Source organism: Flavobacterium sp. LAR06, from assembly GCF_041946075.1.
In the GTDB taxonomy this organism is placed as follows: domain Bacteria; phylum Bacteroidota; class Bacteroidia; order Flavobacteriales; family Flavobacteriaceae; genus Flavobacterium.
This window is the reverse complement of record NZ_JAUTYT010000007.1, coordinates 195,898-215,268: the sequence shown is the minus strand read 5'-3', so window position 1 is coordinate 215,268 and position 19,371 is coordinate 195,898. Positions and strand designations below refer to the sequence as shown.

18 protein-coding genes and 2 tRNA genes are annotated in these 19,371 nt (G+C 35.5%); 15 read left to right on the top strand and 5 right to left on the bottom strand.

Annotation, left to right across the window (positions count from 1 at the left end):
• Positions 1-14: 14 nt before the first annotated feature.
• Positions 15-89: transfer RNA gene (locus Q7C23_RS12260), tRNA-Pro, on the bottom strand.
• Positions 90-104: 15 nt separating this feature from the next.
• Positions 105-188 (bottom strand) — tRNA-Ser (locus Q7C23_RS12255).
• Positions 189-438: 250 nt separating this feature from the next.
• Between Q7C23_RS12255 and Q7C23_RS12250 the strand changes: the two genes are divergently transcribed.
• From Q7C23_RS12250 to Q7C23_RS12240, 3 genes are all read left to right on the top strand, one after another.
• Positions 439-1,617: an acetyl-CoA C-acyltransferase gene (locus Q7C23_RS12250; protein ID WP_375032793.1), complete on the top strand. Its 1,179-nt coding sequence runs from the start codon at positions 439-441 to the stop codon at positions 1,615-1,617.
• 70 nt (positions 1,618-1,687) lie between these two features.
• A complete protein-coding gene (locus Q7C23_RS12245) occupies positions 1,688-2,449 on the top strand; it encodes an NlpC/P60 family protein (protein ID WP_375032792.1) in 762 nt (253 codons plus the stop codon).
• 19 nt (positions 2,450-2,468) lie between these two features.
• Entirely contained in the window at positions 2,469-2,954 is a 486-nt protein-coding gene (locus Q7C23_RS12240; protein ID WP_375032791.1) for a hypothetical protein, read from the top strand.
• Positions 2,955-3,073: 119 nt separating this feature from the next.
• On the opposite strand, the gene Q7C23_RS12235 is transcribed toward Q7C23_RS12240, so the two are convergent.
• Positions 3,074-3,919 (bottom strand): AraC family transcriptional regulator, encoded by an 846-nt coding sequence (locus tag Q7C23_RS12235; protein WP_375032790.1) that lies wholly within the window; start codon positions 3,917-3,919, stop codon positions 3,074-3,076.
• A 119-nt stretch (positions 3,920-4,038) separates the two neighbouring features.
• On the opposite strand from Q7C23_RS12235, the gene Q7C23_RS12230 reads away from it, so the two are divergent.
• From Q7C23_RS12230 to Q7C23_RS12215, 4 genes are all read left to right on the top strand, one after another.
• Positions 4,039-5,025 carry an aldo/keto reductase gene (locus Q7C23_RS12230; RefSeq protein WP_375032789.1) on the top strand — a complete coding sequence of 329 codons (987 nt, stop codon included), beginning with the start codon at positions 4,039-4,041 and terminating at the stop codon, positions 5,023-5,025.
• A 72-nt stretch (positions 5,026-5,097) separates the two neighbouring features.
• Positions 5,098-5,703, top strand: coding sequence for an NAD(P)H-dependent oxidoreductase (locus Q7C23_RS12225; RefSeq protein WP_375032788.1), 606 nt, complete (start codon positions 5,098-5,100; stop codon positions 5,701-5,703).
• 2 nt (positions 5,704-5,705) lie between these two features.
• Positions 5,706-5,984 carry a putative quinol monooxygenase gene (locus tag Q7C23_RS12220; RefSeq protein WP_375032787.1) on the top strand — a complete coding sequence of 93 codons (279 nt, stop codon included), beginning with the start codon at positions 5,706-5,708 and terminating at the stop codon, positions 5,982-5,984.
• A gap of 59 nt (positions 5,985-6,043) precedes the next feature.
• Entirely contained in the window at positions 6,044-6,511 is a 468-nt protein-coding gene (locus tag Q7C23_RS12215) for a DUF3291 domain-containing protein (RefSeq protein ID WP_375032786.1), read from the top strand.
• A gap of 89 nt (positions 6,512-6,600) precedes the next feature.
• Here Q7C23_RS12215 and Q7C23_RS12210 read toward each other — a convergent pair whose 3' ends face one another.
• The gene (locus tag Q7C23_RS12210) at positions 6,601-7,308 is read right to left on the bottom strand and encodes a class I SAM-dependent methyltransferase (protein ID WP_375032785.1); all 708 of its coding nucleotides are present in this window, start codon (positions 7,306-7,308) and stop codon (positions 6,601-6,603) included.
• A gap of 198 nt (positions 7,309-7,506) precedes the next feature.
• On the opposite strand from Q7C23_RS12210, the gene Q7C23_RS12205 reads away from it, so the two are divergent.
• Both Q7C23_RS12205 and Q7C23_RS12200 read left to right on the top strand, forming a co-directional pair.
• Positions 7,507-8,385 carry a LysR family transcriptional regulator gene (locus Q7C23_RS12205; protein ID WP_375032784.1) on the top strand — a complete coding sequence of 293 codons (879 nt, stop codon included), beginning with the start codon at positions 7,507-7,509 and terminating at the stop codon, positions 8,383-8,385.
• A gap of 168 nt (positions 8,386-8,553) precedes the next feature.
• A complete protein-coding gene (locus Q7C23_RS12200; protein WP_375032783.1) occupies positions 8,554-9,834 on the top strand; it encodes a DUF2130 domain-containing protein in 1,281 nt (426 codons plus the stop codon).
• Between the two features lie 213 nt (positions 9,835-10,047).
• Here the strand turns inward: Q7C23_RS12200 and Q7C23_RS12195 are convergent, their stop codons facing one another.
• A complete protein-coding gene (locus tag Q7C23_RS12195; RefSeq protein WP_375032782.1) occupies positions 10,048-10,821 on the bottom strand; it encodes an META domain-containing protein in 774 nt (257 codons plus the stop codon).
• Positions 10,822-11,113: 292 nt separating this feature from the next.
• Here Q7C23_RS12195 and nirB point away from each other — a divergent pair, with 292 nt between their 5' ends.
• From nirB to Q7C23_RS12165, 6 genes are all read left to right on the top strand, one after another.
• Positions 11,114-13,627 carry a nitrite reductase large subunit NirB gene (gene nirB / locus Q7C23_RS12190; protein ID WP_375032781.1) on the top strand — a complete coding sequence of 838 codons (2,514 nt, stop codon included), beginning with the start codon at positions 11,114-11,116 and terminating at the stop codon, positions 13,625-13,627.
• Between the two features lie 293 nt (positions 13,628-13,920).
• Complete coding sequence (gene nirD / locus Q7C23_RS12185; protein WP_375032780.1) at positions 13,921-14,301, top strand: nitrite reductase small subunit NirD; 381 nt, start codon at positions 13,921-13,923, stop codon at positions 14,299-14,301.
• Positions 14,302-14,437: 136 nt separating this feature from the next.
• Entirely contained in the window at positions 14,438-15,022 is a 585-nt protein-coding gene (locus tag Q7C23_RS12180) for a DUF4202 domain-containing protein (protein WP_375032779.1), read from the top strand.
• Positions 15,023-15,028: 6 nt separating this feature from the next.
• Complete coding sequence (locus tag Q7C23_RS12175) at positions 15,029-16,834, top strand: ATP-binding protein (RefSeq protein WP_375032778.1); 1,806 nt, start codon at positions 15,029-15,031, stop codon at positions 16,832-16,834.
• Positions 16,835-17,126: 292 nt separating this feature from the next.
• A complete protein-coding gene (locus Q7C23_RS12170; RefSeq protein ID WP_375032777.1) occupies positions 17,127-17,786 on the top strand; it encodes a response regulator in 660 nt (219 codons plus the stop codon).
• Positions 17,787-17,883: 97 nt separating this feature from the next.
• Positions 17,884-19,362 (top strand): nitrate/nitrite transporter, encoded by a 1,479-nt coding sequence (locus Q7C23_RS12165; protein WP_375032776.1) that lies wholly within the window; start codon positions 17,884-17,886, stop codon positions 19,360-19,362.
• The last annotated feature ends 9 nt before the right edge of the window (positions 19,363-19,371 follow it).

Below are 19,371 nucleotides of genomic sequence, written 5' to 3'. Positions count from 1 at the left end.
TGGTAAAGTTTCTGTCGGGGTGGCAGGATTCGAACCTGCGGCCTCCTGCTCCCAAAGCAGGCGCGATAACCGGGCTACGCTACACCCCGAAGGCAAAATTTAAGCGGAGAGACAGGGACTCGAACCCTGGCGACGGTTACCCGTCGACAGATTAGCAATCTGCTCCATTACCGCTCTGGCACCTCTCCAAGCTCAAGAAACGTGTTCTGTTTTGCGGTTGCAAATGTAAGACAACATTCCATATCTCACAACTATTTCTGCGCTTTTTTTAATCTTTTTTCAATCTTTTTTTTAAACCACTTCACAATCAAACGAATAGAATTAACAAAAAATTGATATTAAATTTAAAATCCAATGAAACTGATACATATTGATACAAAATTTGAATTTATTTAAATAAAGAGTAAATTTGCTTGATTAACTAATATTAAACAGAAAATGAACAAAAGAGTTGTTATCGTTTCTGCCGTTAGAACACCTATCGGAAGTTTCATGGGAGGGTTATCTACCGTACCCGCACCAAAATTAGGTGCTGCCGCTATAAAAGGCGCACTTCAAAAAATTAACCTAGACCCAAAATTAGTTGATGAAGTTTTTATGGGCAACGTTGTTCAGGCAGGAGTCGGACAAGCCCCAGCTCGTCAGGCTGCGCTTTTTGCCGGTTTGTCTGAAGAAGTTGCTGCTACAACTGTAAACAAAGTTTGTGCTTCCGGAATGAAAGCTGTAATGTTCGCTGCTCAGGCTATTGCTTGTGGTGATGCCGAAATTGTAGTAGCCGGAGGAATGGAAAACATGAGCTTGATTCCGCATTACGTTCAAATGCGTAACGGAACTAAATTTGGTCCGGCATCTATGCTTGACGGAATGCAAAAAGATGGTTTGACAGATGCTTACGATAACAACGCAATGGGAGTTTGCGCTGACTTATGTGCGTCTGAATACAACATCAGCCGTGAAGACCAAGACAATTTTGCTATTCAATCGTATGAAAGAAGTGCAAAAGCCTGGGATGCCGGAAAATTCGATAATGAAATCGTTCCTGTCGAAGTACCACAAAGACGTGGTGAACCAATCATCTTTTCTAAAGATGAGGAATATACTAATGTAAAATTAGACAAAATCCCTTCATTAGCAGCTGTTTTTACAAAAGACGGAACGGTTACTGCCGCAAATGCTTCTACAATTAATGATGGCGCTGCTGCTTTAGTTTTAATGTCTGAAGAAAAAGCAACTGCATTAGGATTAAAACCTCTAGCGTATATCAAAGGTTACGCAGATGCTGCCCAAGAACCAAAATGGTTTACAACGAGTCCGGCAAAAGCATTACCAAAAGCATTAAACAAAGCTGGAATCGCTATTGGAGATGTTGATTATTTCGAGTTCAACGAAGCTTTCGCTGTTGTTGGATTAGCCAATTCAAAAATCCTTGATCTTGATAATGATAAAGTAAACGTAAATGGCGGTGCTGTTTCATTAGGACATCCTCTAGGTTGTTCGGGAGCCAGAATCATCGTAACTTTACTGAATGTTTTGGAACAAAACAATGCTAAAACCGGAGCTGCTGCAATTTGCAATGGCGGTGGTGGGGCATCTGCAATTGTTATCGAAAGAGCTTAAATAATAACACAATAGATTGGGAGTTATTGCTTTAAGTAACTCCCAATTTTCAACTTATAAATTACCCTAAATGTTCGGAATTTGCAATCTCGCCATAGTACCCGTTCGATCTGAACCAAGTGACAGAAGTGAAATCGTTACACAACTTTTGTTTGGCGAGCACATCGAAATTTTAGAGCGTCAAAATCAATGGGCCCGAATAAAAATTCAGTTTGATGATTATGAAGGCTGGGTAGATTCAAAACAATATCAGGTAATTTCTGAAGCCAATTATAATCAGTTAAGCAAAGAGGCGATTATTCTAAATGCTGATTTGATTGATTACATCACAGCTCCGGACAATTTATTATTGCCAATTCCGCTTGGCGCTTCCCTAACCTTTTTAAATAATAGCGAAATCAATACCTCAAACTTTGATTTCGAAGGAACAAAAACCAGTGGTGTAAAACCTAAAAGCGCTTTAATAAATACTGCTTTTATGTATTTGAACGCTCCGTATCTTTGGGGCGGAAAAACACCTTTTGGAATCGACTGTTCCGGTTTCACACAAATGGTTTATAAACTAAACGGCTATAAAATTCATCGCGATGCCTCACAACAAGCACTTGACGGAGAACCTCTAAGTTTTATTGAAGAAAGCGAAGCTGGAGATTTAGCCTTTTTCGACAACGACGAAGGAAATATCATTCATGTCGGAATCATTATGGACAATAATTACATCATTCACGCCAGTGGAAAAGTTCGCATTGACCGTTTAGACCACTTAGGAATTTACAATCCCGAATTGAATAAACACACGCACAAACTAAGAGTTATCAAGAAGATTATTTAATTTTTCAACTAACAAAAAAATGAAATTTTTTGATTTTCTACTAAAAGCAAAAGATAACAAATCAAAAGATTTTATAACTCCTAGTTTTTCAAGCTCAGTTGAAAAAGCAATACAACTCATTGGTTCTTTAGAGAGAAATTTCGAAAATGATGAATTATTAGAATTTTTACGTGGAATTTGTAAAAATGAATTCGAAGCAGAAGAGATACATATTTTTCTTCCAATAGCTTTTGTTCGATTATGTTTTCCAAAAATAAATTGGCATGAAACATATAACGAAATTAACTCAACTAAAAAAGAAACTAAAAGAGAGTTTAAAAACACAGAATCTTATCAAATAATTCTCCAGGTTTCTAATAAATACTTCCAAAATCCATCTAAAGAAACCGTAATGAAAATTGCAGGAAGAAGTGCCGAATTTCATGCAATGAACGAATTACTTCTTGACAATAAAGATTCAAAAGTCGAAGATATAAAATTTACAGAAACTACAGTTATTAGATAGAAACATACATTCACAAATTAAAAATCATTCTAATCCTTTAATCTGTGGCAAAAAGAAAAAATAATCCGTGATAATTCGTGTTTTCGCTTGCGAATCAGCGTCATCCGCTTGCCAATTTATCACGCACTAATACGTATCGTCTTCCTAAACTCCGAAGGACTATTCCCTCTTTGCTTTTTAAAGAATTTATTAAAGTGGCTTTCATCCGTAAAACCAAATTCATAAGCAATTTCATTAATTCGTTTATCACTGAATTGCAAACGATGTTCGATCAGTTTGGTTTTGTAATTGCTGATATATTGTTGCATCGTTTCACTCGCATGCTTCTTAAAATAACGACCTAAATAAGTATTCGAAATTCCAAAATACTCGCTTAGGGATTCCGCTTTTATTTTCTCCGGATAATAAATATTATTCTGAATATATTGCAGAATATCCATCGCTTTTCCTTCAGTGCCAACATTTACCTGTTCCGGTAAATACTTCGCAATATTTCTTGCGACAATAATAATCAGTGTGTTCACCAATTGCTGAATCAATTCCTGATTGTAAACATCTTTATCCTGATGTTCACGACAGATCGCTTCGATCATCACTTTAACCAAACATTTATCAGCCTGATTCTTCAAAATACAGCCCGGCTGATGATTTGCATTCTGTAAGATATATTCTAAACGCTGAATATTTTCATTCTGTAAACTGGAGTTCTTCAAATAAATATCATTGAATCTCAAAAAGAAAAACTTCGTTTTCGTCTCAATAGTAAAATTATGACAATCTTCTGGTGTTAATAAAAACATATGTCCCGCATCATATTCAAAAATATTTTTATTGATGCACTGTGAACCCGTTCCGCCCAAAATATAAACCAATTCAAAGAAATTATGACGATCTCCTACATCCGGATATTCATCCAGAGTTTCAAAGGAAACGGTAAACGGCTCGTATAAATTTTCTTTTTTCATGAGGTATAAATTATTTGAAGTTGCAAATTTACATAAAAAAGACAAATATATACAAGTTATCGCTCTTAAAAATGGTATAATTTTGCCAAGTGAAATTTAAGATTTAAAAATACAACATTATGGAATATAGAAAATTAGGCAATACCGAACTTGAATTATCAACTATTACACACGGCGCATTTGCCATTGGCGGAAACATGTGGGGCGGAAACGAAAAAGCAGATTCAATCGCTTCCATTCAGGCTTCAATCGACCACGGCGTGACCACAATCGACACCGCTCCTTTTTACGGATTTGGTTTAAGCGAGGAAATGATTGGCGAAGCTATAAAATCTCGTGATCGTTCAAAAGTTCAGTTATTAACCAAATTTGGTTTGGTTTGGGACGGAAGCAATAACGGAAAAGGCGATTTCTTTTTCGATGCCGATGACAACGGAAAGAAAATCCCGGTTTACAAATACGCTTCAAAAGGCAACATTATTAAGGAAGTTGAAGAAAGCTTAAAACGTCTTCAAACGGATTATATCGATTTATTGCAAATTCACTGGCCAGATTCGACAACGCCAATTCACGAAACGATGGAAACGCTTGAAACTTTGATCAAACAAGGAAAAATCAGAGCAGCCGGAGTTAGTAATTATAGTCCTTTACAAATTCAGGAAGCACAAAAAACAATTCAATTAGCATCAAACCAGGTTCCGTTTAGTATGCTAAATCGCAAAATCGAAACCGATTTGATTCCGTTAACAATCGCAGAAAACATCGGAATAATTGCTTACAGTCCGATGGAAAGAGGTTTATTAACCGGAAAATATTTCACTGACAGCAAACTAAAAGATAACGATCACAGAAACGGTTATTTCTGGCAGTTTGATCTTCAAAAAGTAAAAACTTTGGTCGAAGAATTGAGTTCACTGGCCAATGCAAAACACATTTCGATCTCGCAATTGGTTCTGCGCTGGACGACTTTACAAAAGGGAATCACAATTGTTTTGGCCGGAGCAAGAAATGCAGAACAAGCAATTTCAAACGCAAAAGCAATGGATTTTGATTTATCTGGTTCAGAATTAGATTTCGTTAATCAGGCAATTTCAAAAGTAAAATAATAAGACGATTATGGGTGTGACCCCGCAGAAAAAGCGGGGTCACACCCACGAATTCATAAGAACATTAAAGACATGAAAAAAATATTTATCATCAACGGAAGTCAAAATTTCGCTCATTCAGGCGGAAAATTTAACCAAACCGTTACCGACTGGACAATCGAATACTTAACAAACAGCAAGCAATTCGAAATTAAAACAACCGACATCAAACAAGATTTTGATCTTGATGAAGAAGTCGAAAAATTCGTTTGGGCAGATGTAGTCGTTTATCACACACCTGTTTGGTGGTTTCAACTACCAAACCTTTTCAAAAAATACATTGACGATGTTTTCACAGCCGGACACAACAAAGGAATTTACAGAAACGACGGAAGAACCAGAAGCAATCCGGACATTAATTACGGAACTGGTGGGCAATTACACGGACGCAAATATATGCTTACCACAAGTTGGAATGCACCTGCAACCGCCTTCACACTTCCGGGAGAATTTTTCGAAGAAACATCTGTAGATGAGGGAGCTATGTTTGGTTTCCATAAAATGAATAAATTTGTAGGTATGGAAAAACTAGACAGTTTTCATTTCCACGACGTTGAAAAAGGTGCCACTGCCGAAAACATTGATATCTTTAAGAAAAACTATACCAATCACTTAGAGCAAACTTTTAAAACCTTATAATCATGATCTCTATTACCGCAATTATCAAAAGTAAAAAGGAAAACATCGAACAAGTTCGAAACATGGTTCATCATTTAGTTACCGAAACCAGAAAAGAAGCTGCATGCGTGCGTTACGACCTGCATACAACCGAGAATGTTTTTATAATTTGGGAAGAATGGCAAGACCAGCCTGGCCTTGATTTTCACAACAATCAACCGTATTTACAGGATTTTATCAAACAAAGTGAAGACTTGGTCGCCTCTCCTATTCAGGTTTATAAAACAACACAATCATTATAAAAAGTTACAATAATTAAGTGCCAAAAAGTTAACTTGCGTTTATCTTTAACTAGTTAAATATGTGTAATTATCATCTTGCCGAAATTAATATTGCCAAAATGAAAGGAGTCAACATTAACGATCCGATTATGAAAGAATTTGTAGACAATCTGGATCTTGTCAATACGTTAGCCGAAAACAGCGAAGGTTTTGTCTGGAGATTGAAAGATGACAGTTACAATGCCACAAACCTGAATCCGTATAATGATGAACAGATTATTGTCAATGTTTCGGTTTGGGAAAATATTGAAACTTTGGAACATTATATGTACAAAACCTTTCATAGCGAGTTTTTAAGACGTCGAAAAGAATGGTTTCTAAAATTTGGAAAAGCAGCCACAGCAATGTGGTGGATCCCAAAAGGGCATATTCCAACGCTTGAAGAAGCCGTAGAAAAATTAGATTATTTACAGCAAAACGGCCCTTCGCATTTGGTTTTTGATTTAAGGAATAAGTTTCCTGAGCCAGAATTAGAAAATAAAGTATAAATTAGTTTTAACCACAAATTACAAAATTTTCACTAATTAAATTTTTGTTTATAATTTGCGACAATTTTGTAATTTGTGGTAAACCAATTTTATTTAATTCCACCAAAAGCACCAAAACACATATTCTTGTGTAAAATTTCAACACTTGTAAAACCAACTTTCTTCATCAAATCCAATTGATAATTCATCGATCTTGGTGTATCTTCTTTTTCTACATAATCCAATACTTTCTGACGGTATTCTGCTCCGCCAATTCCTTCCAAATAATCGCCATAACGTTGCCAGGTATATTCATTTAATAAGTCCGTATCTTGTGTAATCAAGTCCGAAATCATGAAGCCTCCTCCTGGTTTTAATAACTTAAATATTTTAGTAAAAGTCGTTTCCCAATCCTGATCATCTCTTAAATGATGCAAAACCGCTCCGGCCAAAATAATATCAAAATGATTTTCGGGTAAGTCAACTTCACGAATATCGCCTTGCTTCACTTCTACTCTACCAATGGTTGCTGCCGAAACTCTTTCAAAAGCTCGATCCAACATTGGTAAACTCAAATCGACTAAAGTGCAATTTAAATTGGGTAACTTAGATAACATTTTTAAAGTATAATTCCCAGCGCCACAGCCAATATCCAAAACATTTATGGCATTTGGAACAATCCTTTTAGACGCTTCTGTAATTAATTCTAAAGAAATGGTAGCGTCGATTGTGGCTACTTGTCCGGTTTCTAAATTTGAAAATCGTTCGACATCATTATCAAAACGTTCTCTGATCTCTTCAATAGTTGATTTTTTCATAGTTTTTGTTTTAAGGTTTTCTCGCAGATTTAGCAGATTATCATAAATCAAAATCATTTAAATCTTTTAATCTGTGTATAAAAAATACCTGCTAAATCTCCAGAATCTGCGAGAAACATTTTTTTTATCAAAAGTATTCTTTTGATATATACTTCAAAAATACTTATTTTGTCAATTATTAATACTTAATAGGTATTTATGGAATTACGTCACTTGAAATATTTTTTGGCTGTAGCCGAAGAATTAAACTTTACCAAAGCGTCAGAGAAACTATTTATCTCGCAACCGCCTTTGAGCCGTCAGATCATGGAATTGGAAGAAGAACTCCAGGCGCGCTTATTCAACAGAAACAACAAAAAAGTAGAACTAACCGAAGCTGGAAAATATTTTGAAAAAGAAGTAAAGGAACTTTTTCAGAATTTGGAGCGTATATCGCTTAAAACAAAAAAAATAGCGGAGAATGTTTCTGGCGAATTCAGAATCGCGTATATCAGTTCGATTTATTCTTCTGTGATTTCAGATTTAATCAAACATTTGAAAGAACAATTTCCTTATGTGAATTTCAAATTATTTGAAGTATCAACTACTAAACAAATTTCCGCTTTAGAACAAGGAAAAATCGACTTGGGAATTATTCGGTCTCCTATAAAATCTCCTAAAATAAAAACGCAATTATGGTTTCAGGATGGATTCTCAGTAGTTTATAATAAGAGTTTGATTCAAATTAAATCTGAAGAAGGAATCCCGAAACTAAAAGACGAAACTTTTGTGTTTTTCAATAAAGATTATGCGCCACATTATCATGAAGTTCTTTTGGAGCTTTGTTCTTTTTATGGCTTTGAACCGCAAGTTGTTCACGAATCGAACAACATCAATTCGATTGTACAATTAGTCAAAAATGGTTTGGGAGTTTCTATTGTTCCATCGAACATTGCGAAGAATAATCAGGATCCAGAAATTGGCTTTATCGAATTGAAAAAAGTCAATTTATTTACTGATGTTTCACTAATAACTTCAAAAGAAGACGAATCCGAAATCACAAAATCTGCAGTTGAGTTTTTATTGAAAAAAGGATAGCCACGAATTCACGAATTTTTATTTTTTAAAATCTATGCGCAAACTAAAAAAGAAATTCGTGAATTCGTGGCGAAAAAACGTTACAATTTAGCACATCAATCTATGAGTTTAAAAGAGAACTTTTAAATACCTTAGCAAATTATAATTCTCGTTAAAAAATCAATAAAAATGGCTGAGCAATCTTCAATTATATGCCCAAATTGCGGGACACCAATCGATGTAAATGATGTATTAAAACATCAGTTGGAAGATAGTATCCGTAAAGAATTTCAACAAAAAGCCAATGCTCAAACCAGAGAATTGGAATTAAAAAATGAACAATTCGAAAAAGCCAAAGCCGACTTTGAAGCCAAAAAGAAACAGGAAAATGAACTTTTTGCTGAACGTTTAGAACGCGAGAAAAAGACAGCTGAAAAAGAGATTACCGAAAAGCTAAAAACCAAACTCGAAGAAGAAAATAAAGATCGTTTGACCTTAATGGAAAAGGAACTTTCCGAGAAATCCGAGAAGCTTCGTGAACTGAATAAAATGACAGGCGAAATTGCAAAACTCCAACGTGAAAAACTGGAAATGAAAGAAGCCATCGAAGCCGAAGCTCAAAAACAATTGAACGCTACTTTGGTTTTAGAACGTGATAAAATCCGTAAACAGGAAGAAGAAAAAAACGAGCTTAAAATAAAAGAATACCAGAAACAATCTGACGATCAGAAAAAGCTAATCGAAGAAATGAAACGCAAGCAGGAACAAGGTTCTATGCAGTTACAAGGTGAAGTAATGGAATTAGCAATCGAAGAATGGCTGGCGAATAATTTCCCGCTTGACAGTATTGATGAAGTTAAAAAAGGTGCCAACGGTGCCGACTGCCTTCAAATTGTAAATACACGCGAACTGCAAAATTGTGGTTCTATTTATTACGAAAGTAAACGCACCAAAGCTTTTCAACCTTCATGGATTGAGAAATTCAAAAATGATATTCGAACTAAAAGAGCCAATATTGGCGTTTTAGTAACCGAAGTGATGCCAGCCGGAATGGACCGAATGGGAATGCGCGACGGCATCTGGATTTGTACTTATGAAGAATTTAAAGGTTTGAGTGCCGTTTTGCGTCAGTCTTTGATTCAGGTAAGTCAGGCAGTTCAGGCACAGGAAAACAAAGGCGATAAAATGTCGATGTTATATGATTTTTTAACGAGCAACGAATTCCGTTTGCAGATTGAAGGAATCGTAGAAGGCTTTACACAAATGCAAGGCGATCTTGATGCTGAAAAAAGAGCAATGCAAAGAATCTGGAAACAGCGTGAAAAACAAATCGAAAAAGTGGTTCATAATACTTTAGGAATGTACGGCTCCATTCGTGGTATTGCCGGAAACGCGGTTCAGACGGTTCGTGCTTTAGAACTGGATTTTATTGAAGAAGACGAAGAAAACTCTAAGGAATTATTAGAATAACAATGCGAATATAGAACGCGGATGATATGGATTCGCTAAAGCGAAGACGCGGATTTATACGGATTTTTATTTTTTTCGTCCCGTATTGTCATTCCGAGGAAAGAGGAATGACAAAAAAAACAAACCATCTTAACCCTGATGGGAAGGAAAATCCTTTTGTGCCGGGGTTCGGCACAAAAGATTGGAAGAACAGCAGGAAACATCTCCCAAAAACTAATCAACCTTTCTAAATACCAACAATTTCCCTGAAGGATTTGAAAGTGTCAATCTATTATCTCCAATTGAATAAGTGGTCGTGCTTTGAAGCGCTTTGGTAAATTCGCTTTCTTTATTACCCGGCGCGCAGGCCATTAAAGTCGAAATTACTTTGGTAAATCTTAAAACATCTTTTTCATAGAATAGAGTTCCAGAAATTGAATTACAGCCTCCAAAACCCATAAAAGTATTTTCTTGTGCATGAATTTCGATTCTTGGTAATTCTCTTTGATAATCGGCTATGAAAACTTTATAACCATTTAATTCTTCCAAAACCCAAATATCATGCAGGCGGTAATCGGTGATATATTTTCCGCAGCCTTCTACTTTTTTAGACTCCAGCTCTGCATTATTTTTAATTTCAACTGACACCTTATAAGGCGAAATCGCTCCCGACATTGAATCCTGACAATCTACTTGCTGAATCGTCACTGTCGCCGTTGCCTTTTCATTACTCAATTTATACATTTTAACATTAGCATCCATTGCTTTTATCGGTTCAACCGATGAAAAAATGATTTTCTCTTTACCAGGAATCAGCGACGTAAAAATAGTTTGCTCCTTTCCTAGTGTTATTCCCCAGAACGGTTCATTTCCAGTTGCTTTAAAATAGATGGTCATATCGGCTTCCTGAGAGTTTGTTGCTGAAGCTGTTTCTTTTGAACCTGTTGATGTTGCTTTACAACTTACTATCAAAGAAGATAAAACCAAGAATACAAATATATTTTTCATGAGATTGCTATTTAAAATGAATTGAATTTTAAGAACCAAATTCAAAAATTGAATTGAATTTACGACAATTTTCTGAAATCCTTATTTAGAATCCTTTCAAATTTAAGAAAATCTGTATCAAAATCACAAATTTCACGAAGATGAAAAACCGTCTGAAATCCGCACTACTTAAGAGATTACGATAAAATACTTATTACTTCTCATTATTTTTCTAACAAAAAATCAAATTATATACGTATTTGTATAAGTATAAATACTTATATTTGCTTAGTAATACTTAATTAAAGAAATCATGATTAGAGTAATAGTAGTTGGAAACGGCATGGTTGGTTACAAATTTTGCGAAAAATTCATTGCAAAATCAGGACAGGAAAAGTATCAGATTACCGTTTTTGGTGAAGAACCAAGACGTGCTTACGACCGTGTTCACTTAAGTGAATACTTTGGAGGAAAAACCGCAGATGATCTATCAATGTCAACTAGCGAATGGTACACAGAAAACAATATTATTCTAAACACTTCTGAATTAATTACAGATATTAATCGTGAAGAAAAAACAATACATACACATTTAGAAAAAACGCATACGTACGATTACTTAGTTCTTGCAACGGGATCTTCGGCATTTGTTCCGCCAATTGACGGCGTTGAAAAAGAAGGCGTTTTTGTATACAGAACGATCGAGGATTTAGATGCCATAATGGGGTACGCCAAAAAAATAAAACAAAAAGGTGCTACAGAAGCTGCCGTTTTAGGAGGCGGTTTATTAGGTCTTGAAGCTGCAAAAGCGGTTCGAGATTTAGGACTGAATCCGCATGTGGTTGAATTTGCTCCGCGCTTGATGCCAAGACAATTGGACAAAGGCGCCAGCGACATGTTACAATCTAAAATTGAAGAATTAAATATTGGCATCCATTTAAACAAAGCCACACAATATATTGATGGAAAGGAATGCATAACGGGAATGATGTTTGCCAACGATGAATTGTTAAAAGTTGATATGTTGGTTATATCTGCAGGAATTAAACCTCGCGACGAATTAGCTCGCGTTTCAGGACTTGAAGTTGGCTTAAGAGGCGGTGTTGTGGTAAACAATCAGATGCAAACATCAGATCCTTCTATTTATGCGATTGGCGAAGTGGCTTTATACAATCAAAACATTTACGGACTTGTTGCGCCAGGTTACGAAATGGCTGATGTAGCTGCTGAGCAAATCTTAAATGGTTCTAAAACCATGAGAGAAACCATCGATATGTCGACACAATTGAAGTTAATTGGTGTTGAAGTTGCGAGTTTTGGTGATCCTTTTATCGAAAATGATGATGTAACGGCCATTATTTATGAGAATAAATTATCTGGCGTTTACAAAAGAATCAACGTTACTAAGGATTCTAAAACTTTATTGGGCGGAATTTTAGTTGGAGATTCCAGCGATTACAATTCACTTTTTCAGATTTACAGCAATGCAATGGCTTTGCCTAAAAATCCGGAAGATTTGATTTTAGGATCAAGAGACGGTTCTGAAGGTTCAAGTTTAGGAAGCGTTTTAGACTTGCCAGATACCGCTGTAATCTGCTCTTGCGAAAACGTAACGAAAGGTTCTATCTGTTGTTCCCTTTTAGATGAAACCTGCTCTAGTTTTTCAGATGTTGTAAAACATACCAAGGCAACTTCGGGTTGTGGAGGCTGTAAACCAATGGTTTCTGATTTGGTAAAAGCCACTCAAAAATCACTTGGTAAAGAAGTAAAAGAGGTTATCTGCGAGCATTTTAATTATAACCGTCAGGAATTATTTGATTTGGTAAAAATCAATAAATATGAGAATTTCTACGATGTAATTGATCATCATGGAAAGGGTGACGGCTGTGAAGTTTGCAAACCAGTTATAGCTTCGATTTTCTCTAGTATTTACAACGATACTGCTAACAAACACGTAACCACGCAAGATACTAACGATAGATTTTTGGCTAACATTCAACGAAACGGAACTTATTCAGTTGTTCCTAGAGTTGCCGGTGGAGAAATTACTGCTGAGAAATTAATCGTTATTGGAGAAGTTGCCAAACAATTCGATTTATATACTAAAATCACGGGTGCTCAACGTGTAGACTTATTCGGAGCACATTTGAATGATCTTCCAAAAATCTGGAAAATCTTAATTGATAATGGTTTTGAAAGTGGTCACGCTTACGGAAAATCACTTCGCGCCGTTAAAAGCTGTGTCGGAAACGCATGGTGCCGTTACGGAATGGACGACAGCGCCGGATTTGCTATAGAACTTGAAAACAGATATAAAGGAATTCGTTCTCCTCACAAACTAAAAGGCGGTGTTTCAGCCTGTATTCGTGAATGTGCGGAAGCCCGTGGAAAAGATTTCGGATTGATTGCTGTTGAAGGCGGATGGAATTTATACATCGCCGGAAATGGTGGAGCCAATCCAAAACACGCCGTTTTATTAGCTGAAAAAATTGATAAAGAAACGGTTATCAAATATATGGATCGCTTTTTAATGTATTACATCCGTACGGCTGGTCCGCTAATTAGAACCTCAACCTGGCTGGAAAAATTAGACGGCGGTTTAGAGTATCTGAAAGAAGTAATTATTGAAGATAGTCTAGGCATCTGCGAAACCTTAGAAGCCGAAATGCAAACATTAGTAAACACTTTTGAATGTGAATGGAAACAAGTATTAGAAAAACCAAGATTATTAAAACGTTTCAATCATTTTGTAAACTCTGACGATAAAGATGATAATATTGTTTTTGTTCCGTTAAGAGATCAAAAAGCGCCAAAAGCGTGGTCGTAAAACTTTATAAATAATTTTTAAACACATAGAAACATAGATTTTAGAAGAATATAAAAAAGGCGTTTTCACTTACATATAAACACATAATTATGTGTGAGAAACTAGTTTCTTTTTGCAATCTTTTTTAATAAACAAACACCTATGTTTTCTATGTGTTTAAAAACAGCTCCAAAAAAAAGAAAAAAAATATCACAAACGTTTGCTGTCCTCTTACCCTCTTTTTTACTGCGCCATCAAAAACTCTCTTGATTGTAAAAAGAGGGATAAGAAACAGGAACAAAAAAATGCTCAAAATGGAAGAAATCTTAAGTCAATACGAAACAGTACATCCAAACGATGCTACAATTTGGTTCAAAGCCGGAAAAGTAGAAGATTTTCCAACCAATCGCGGAGGCTGTATCAAATACAAAAACAAGCAAATCGCTATTTTTAATTTTACACGCCGCAACGAATGGTATGCTTGTCAAAATGCCTGTCCACATAAAATGGAAATGGTTTTGGCCAGAGCAATGACGGGATCTGCAGATGATATTCCGAAAATTGCCTGCCCAATGCACAAAAAAACCTTTTCATTGGTTGACGGCTCTAATTTAAATGGTGATGATGATTTAAAAATTGCAACGTATCCGATTAAAGTCATTGAAGACGAAGTGTTTGTTGGGTTTGTAGACTAGACTTTTAAGAGGCAAGAAACAAGAAGCAAGATTTGAAAAACTTTATCATCTTGCTTCTTGCTTCTTTCATCTCACTTTCGGCTTTCTACTTTTATACTTATTTACGTATATTTGAAATCTATTATCTGACCAAAAAATGACTACACCTTTTCAAAAAGCAAGCGAATGGATTGATGCCGAAAACGCTCAGGATCCAAATATAGAAATCGATCAAAACAACGAATATCCTAAAGAATTACTCTATTCTAACAGGATGTACGAAAGGCTGATGCAATTTGAGTCTGAAGCTTCAGAAGAAGTTCAGATCGCTTCAAAAGCACAACACATTTGTCGATGGAAAGTCGCACGCGAATCGTACCCAATGGATCGTGTGGGATACTTGAGATGGAGAGAAGAATTGAAAAAATTTCATGCTAAACTTACTGCCGAAATATTAGAAAAAGCAGGATATAATCAGGATTTTATTGATCGTGTTTCTTTTTTAATCGAAAAAAAATTGCTTAAAAAAGATGCCGAAACACAATTGCTTGAAGATGTAATTTGTCTGGTCTTTTTAGAATATTATTTAGATCCTTTTGTACACAAACACGATGCCGAAAAACTAAAAAATATCATCAAAAAAACCTGGGATAAAATGTCGGACAAAGGACATCAGGAAGCCTTAAAAATTAATTATTCTGAAGAAAATCTAAACTTAATAAAAGCTTCTTTAGAATTGTAATTTATTATGAAAAAAAGCAATCAGGAAACTGCAGATAAAATTACTTTCAAAAATTTACGCCGTCTGTATTTTTTTGCACTCTGGACTATTGCTGTAACCATAATTATAAGTCAGGTTTTAGTTCAATACAACTTAAAACAACAACTTAGCGATTCTAAAATCATTAACATTTCCGGGAAGCAGAGAATGCTGAGCCAGAAGATTGTAAAAGAAGTTTTGATTTTACATTATGTTTCTGATACCACTTCTCAAAAACAAATTGCCCATCTAAAAAAAGTTTTATCACTTTGGAAAAACAACCAGAATTCACTCGAAAATGGAAGTGATAGCCTGGCTTTTCCGAAAGAAAAAAGCGAAACGCTTGATAAATTATATCTTGAAATAAAACCTAGTTTCAATAATATTGTTAAAACTACCGATTTGTTTCTGCTGAATTTAGAGCAAAAAAACAACTTAGCAACGAATCAAAAACTGGTTGAAACTATTCTGAAAAACGAAGGCCTTTTTCTTTCAAAAATGAATCAGATTGTAAGTCAGTATGATCTTGAAGCACACGAAAAAGTTACAGAACAACGCAGAATCGAATACTGGATTTTTGCCTTTACCTTATTTGTTTTGCTGCTGGAGTTTTTCTTCATCTTCAAACCAACCAACAAAAAAATCGAGCGACTAATTGCTAAACTTTTATCTTCTGAAAAGAAAGCTTTAAAACTCGCGTACGACACCGAGATTATCAGCGAAATAAAAGAAAACTCGGTAAAAGAATTAAAATCTCTGAATTATGCCATGGAAAATACACTGCTCTATTGCCGTATTGCGCCTGATGGTTCGATTATTCATATTGGAGAAAAATTTGCCAAGCTTTTAAACTACACCAAATTCTCTTCCAATAAAAAATTCTCTGAAGTTTTAACTACTGATGAAAAAGAGCAATTAAATATTGACCGCATTATTTTCGAAAAACAGCGTAGTGGCTGGCAAGGTGAAATTAACATTATCAATAAGGAAGCGCAAAATATCTGGTTAGATTTATCAATGGTTCCGGTAACTATAAAAAAGGACGAATTAGAACTTCTAATTGTTTGTTTCAATATTACGGAGCGCAAAAAAGCACAGCGTGAAGTCGAACGCTTGAACATTGAAAATAGTACGGAGAAAATCAACCAGCAAAAGGTTATTTCGAGTAAAATTGTTGAAAATCAGGAAAACGAACAAAACCGAATTGCCAAAGAAATTCACGACGGAATTGGCCAAATGTTAACTGGTTTAAAATTCAGTTTAGAAAGTATCAATTTGGATGACAAGGAAAAATCGGCTCAAAAAATTGAATACTTAAAGAAATTATCGCTTGATATTATCAAAGGAGTTCGCACCGCAACTTTCAATTTAATGCCTCCGGAATTAAGCGATCACGGTATTGTTTCCTCTTTAGCAAAACTAACTCAGGAATTATCAAAATTAACCGGAAAAGAAATCCTTTTTTATAACAAAACCGATTTTAGTCAGCGTTTGGATTCCTTAATTGAAATCAACATTTATCGCCTTACTCAGGAAGCCATCAATAATGCCATTAAATACGCTGAATCATCGCATATTATTGTACAGCTTTCGCACAGCAATACTTTACTAAGCATTATTGTAGATGACAATGGTAAAGGTTTTGATGTAGCTGCTGTCGATAAAAAACGAAATAGTGAATCCGGAATGGGAATGTTGTTTATGCAGGAAAGAATCCAATACATTAACGGACGCGTTTTCTTTAAATCGATTCCGGGTGAAGGGACCAGGATTACTTTTAATATTCCGATTTGAGTAATTATATAATTTGTCAATTAGATAATTTTCCGTTGTATCTTTCAATCACACACGAAATTCCGTAATCAAAATCTCCAATCTTTGTCGAGCCACGAGTGTGATCTCTCCTTCGTCGAGATGACAAGACTGAGCAAAAAATAACCAATTAACAACGTTATTTTCACATAATCCAATTATCTAATTACCACATTTTCTAATTATCTAATTTAAAAATTCAAAAATTACGTATATTAGCATCTTCTTTATAGATGAATATACGTAAAAATTCAGAATCAAAATTAAGTAAAATATGAGTGCTACTATTCGAGTTGTCCTGGCAGATGATCATGTATTTGTAAGAGATGGAATAAAATCTTTACTGGAAAACGAAGCAAACATCGAAGTTGTGGGCGAAGCTATTGACGGTGCCGATGCTCTTGAAGTGGTTGCGGACAGTAAACCCGATTTACTTATAGTAGATATTCGTATGCCCAACTTAACCGGTATTGAGGTAGTAGAAAAACTTAGAAGCGAAAATAATGAGGTAAAAATCATTATGCTTTCTATGCACGAATCTGAAGAATACGTATTGAAATCGATTAAAGCCGGAGCTGACGGTTATTTATTGAAAGGATCAAGCAAAGAAGAATTCTTAAAAGCCCTCCATACTGTTGCTGCTGGCGGAAAATATTTCAGTGGAGATATCTCATCAATACTTATTGGACAACTAACCAACTCTTCTGCTTCATTAGAACCTAAACAAAACTTAGGTGAAGAAATGATGATTACAAAAAGAGAAAAAGAAATCCTTACGCTTTTATTATCCGGTAAAGGAAACAAAGAAATTGCTGAAGCTCTTGATATTAGTAAGCGTACTGCCGAAGTGCATCGTTTTAACCTGATGAAAAAACTGAAAGTAAAAAACCTGATGGAACTTTCTAATAAGGCGACTGAGTATTCTTTATTATAAAAACTACGTATAATTACGTAATTATTTTTTAAAAACTGCGTTTTAGCAGTTTTTAACTACGTTATAATACTTATTTTTGTTTAAAAATATAAGTACTATGAAAAATACAAACTCACTATCGCAATCACACAAAATTTTATTTTTAAATACCCTGGCTTTCACTGTGTGTTTCGCCTGTTGGACTTTAAATGGTGTTTTAGTAACCTTTTTAGTTGATAATGGTATTTTTCACTGGAGCGTTGTTCAGGTTGGCTGGCTGCTGGGAATTCCGATTCTGACCGGATCTATTATGCGTCTGCCAATTGGTATTTTGACGGATAAATTTGGCGGGAAATATGTTTTTTCGCTTTTACTCCTACTCTGCTCGATTCCGTTGTTTTTACTGCCTCTTGCAGATAGCTTTATAACATTCGCCTTATTAAGTTTTTTATTCGGAATGGTCGGAACCAGTTTCGCTGTCGGAATTGGATATACTTCAATCTGGTATCCAAAAGAATGGCAGGGACGTGCTTTGGGAATATTCGGAATGGGAAATGCCGGCGCTGCCATCACTACCTTTTTAGCGCCTTCACTATTAAATCATTTCTCGATAGAAGATCCGCAAAACGGCTGGAAAATACTTCCTTTAATATATGGTGTCGCATTGGTTGTAATTGGAGTTGCTTTCTTAATTTTCGCTAAAAACAAAAAAATAGAAAACAATACCAAAAGCGTTTCTCAAATGCTTCGGTCTTTAAAATCTGCCAGGGTTTGGCGATTTGGAGCTTATTACTTTCTAGTTTTCGGATGTTTCGTGGCTTACTCACAATGGTTGTTACCGAATTTCATGAACGTGTATCAAACGAGTTTGGTTATGGGTGGTTTGTTTGCAACACTCTTCAGTTTACCTTCTGGTGTAATCAGAGCCTTTGGGGGTTACTTATCCGATAAATTTGGAGCACGAAAAGTTATGTATTGGGTTTTAAGTTCTTCTGTGGTTATAAGCGCTTTATTAATGGTTCCGAAAATGGAAATCACCACTACAGGACCGGGAGTTTTGGCTACCAAAAAAGGGACTATAACGGAGGTTTCAAACGATAAAATTAAAGTTGGAGATACTGATTTTGCTGTTGCTCAGAAAAACGAAACTGATGCTGAAAACGCCATTTTCCCAACCAAAACTTCCTGGCAGCAAGTTGTAGTGTCACAAAACCAAACAGTGAAGAAAAAAGAGCTTTTAGCAAAAGGAATTACGGTAATTAAATTTGATGCCAATATGTGGGTTTTCTTGGTTTTGGTTATTCTAATCGGGATTTCGTGGGGAATTGGAAAAGCAGCGGTTTACAAACATATTCCGGAATATTTCCCGACTGAAGTGGGTGTTGTTGGCGGAATGGTTGGAATGATTGGTGGATTAGGCGGTTTCTTCGGACCTATTATTTTTGGATACCTATTAACGGCAACCGGAATCTGGTCTAGTTCATGGATCTTTATCCTTGTATTCTCTGCTATTTGTTTGATTTGGATGCATTATACCATCACTAAAATTATGAACGAAAAACAACCTATTTTATCCCGTGTTATTGATCGAAACTAACCTCTTGTC

Bases quoted from the DNA above. Each gene is read 5' to 3' on its own strand.
- nirB (WP_375032781.1), top strand. From the start codon at position 11,114: ATGATTAGAGTAATAGTAGTTGGAAACGGCATGGTTGGTTACAAATTT.
- Q7C23_RS12220 (WP_375032787.1), top strand. From the start codon at position 5,706: ATGATCTCTATTACCGCAATTATCAAAAGTAAAAAGGAAAACATCGAA.
- Q7C23_RS12200 (WP_375032783.1), top strand. From the start codon at position 8,554: ATGGCTGAGCAATCTTCAATTATATGCCCAAATTGCGGGACACCAATC.
- Q7C23_RS12195 (WP_375032782.1), bottom strand. From the start codon at position 10,821: ATGAAAAATATATTTGTATTCTTGGTTTTATCTTCTTTGATAGTAAGT.
- nirD (WP_375032780.1), top strand. From the start codon at position 13,921: ATGGAAGAAATCTTAAGTCAATACGAAACAGTACATCCAAACGATGCT.
- Q7C23_RS12230 (WP_375032789.1), top strand. From the start codon at position 4,039: ATGGAATATAGAAAATTAGGCAATACCGAACTTGAATTATCAACTATT.
- Q7C23_RS12210 (WP_375032785.1), bottom strand. From the start codon at position 7,308: ATGAAAAAATCAACTATTGAAGAGATCAGAGAACGTTTTGATAATGAT.
- Q7C23_RS12215 (WP_375032786.1), top strand. From the start codon at position 6,044: ATGTGTAATTATCATCTTGCCGAAATTAATATTGCCAAAATGAAAGGA.
- Q7C23_RS12240 (WP_375032791.1), top strand. From the start codon at position 2,469: ATGAAATTTTTTGATTTTCTACTAAAAGCAAAAGATAACAAATCAAAA.
- Q7C23_RS12180 (WP_375032779.1), top strand. From the start codon at position 14,438: ATGACTACACCTTTTCAAAAAGCAAGCGAATGGATTGATGCCGAAAAC.
- Q7C23_RS12225 (WP_375032788.1), top strand. From the start codon at position 5,098: ATGAAAAAAATATTTATCATCAACGGAAGTCAAAATTTCGCTCATTCA.
- Q7C23_RS12235 (WP_375032790.1), bottom strand. From the start codon at position 3,919: ATGAAAAAAGAAAATTTATACGAGCCGTTTACCGTTTCCTTTGAAACT.
- Q7C23_RS12245 (WP_375032792.1), top strand. From the start codon at position 1,688: ATGTTCGGAATTTGCAATCTCGCCATAGTACCCGTTCGATCTGAACCA.
- Q7C23_RS12170 (WP_375032777.1), top strand. From the start codon at position 17,127: ATGAGTGCTACTATTCGAGTTGTCCTGGCAGATGATCATGTATTTGTA.
- Q7C23_RS12175 (WP_375032778.1), top strand. From the start codon at position 15,029: ATGAAAAAAAGCAATCAGGAAACTGCAGATAAAATTACTTTCAAAAAT.
- Q7C23_RS12205 (WP_375032784.1), top strand. From the start codon at position 7,507: ATGGAATTACGTCACTTGAAATATTTTTTGGCTGTAGCCGAAGAATTA.
- Q7C23_RS12250 (WP_375032793.1), top strand. From the start codon at position 439: ATGAACAAAAGAGTTGTTATCGTTTCTGCCGTTAGAACACCTATCGGA.
- Q7C23_RS12165 (WP_375032776.1), top strand. From the start codon at position 17,884: ATGAAAAATACAAACTCACTATCGCAATCACACAAAATTTTATTTTTA.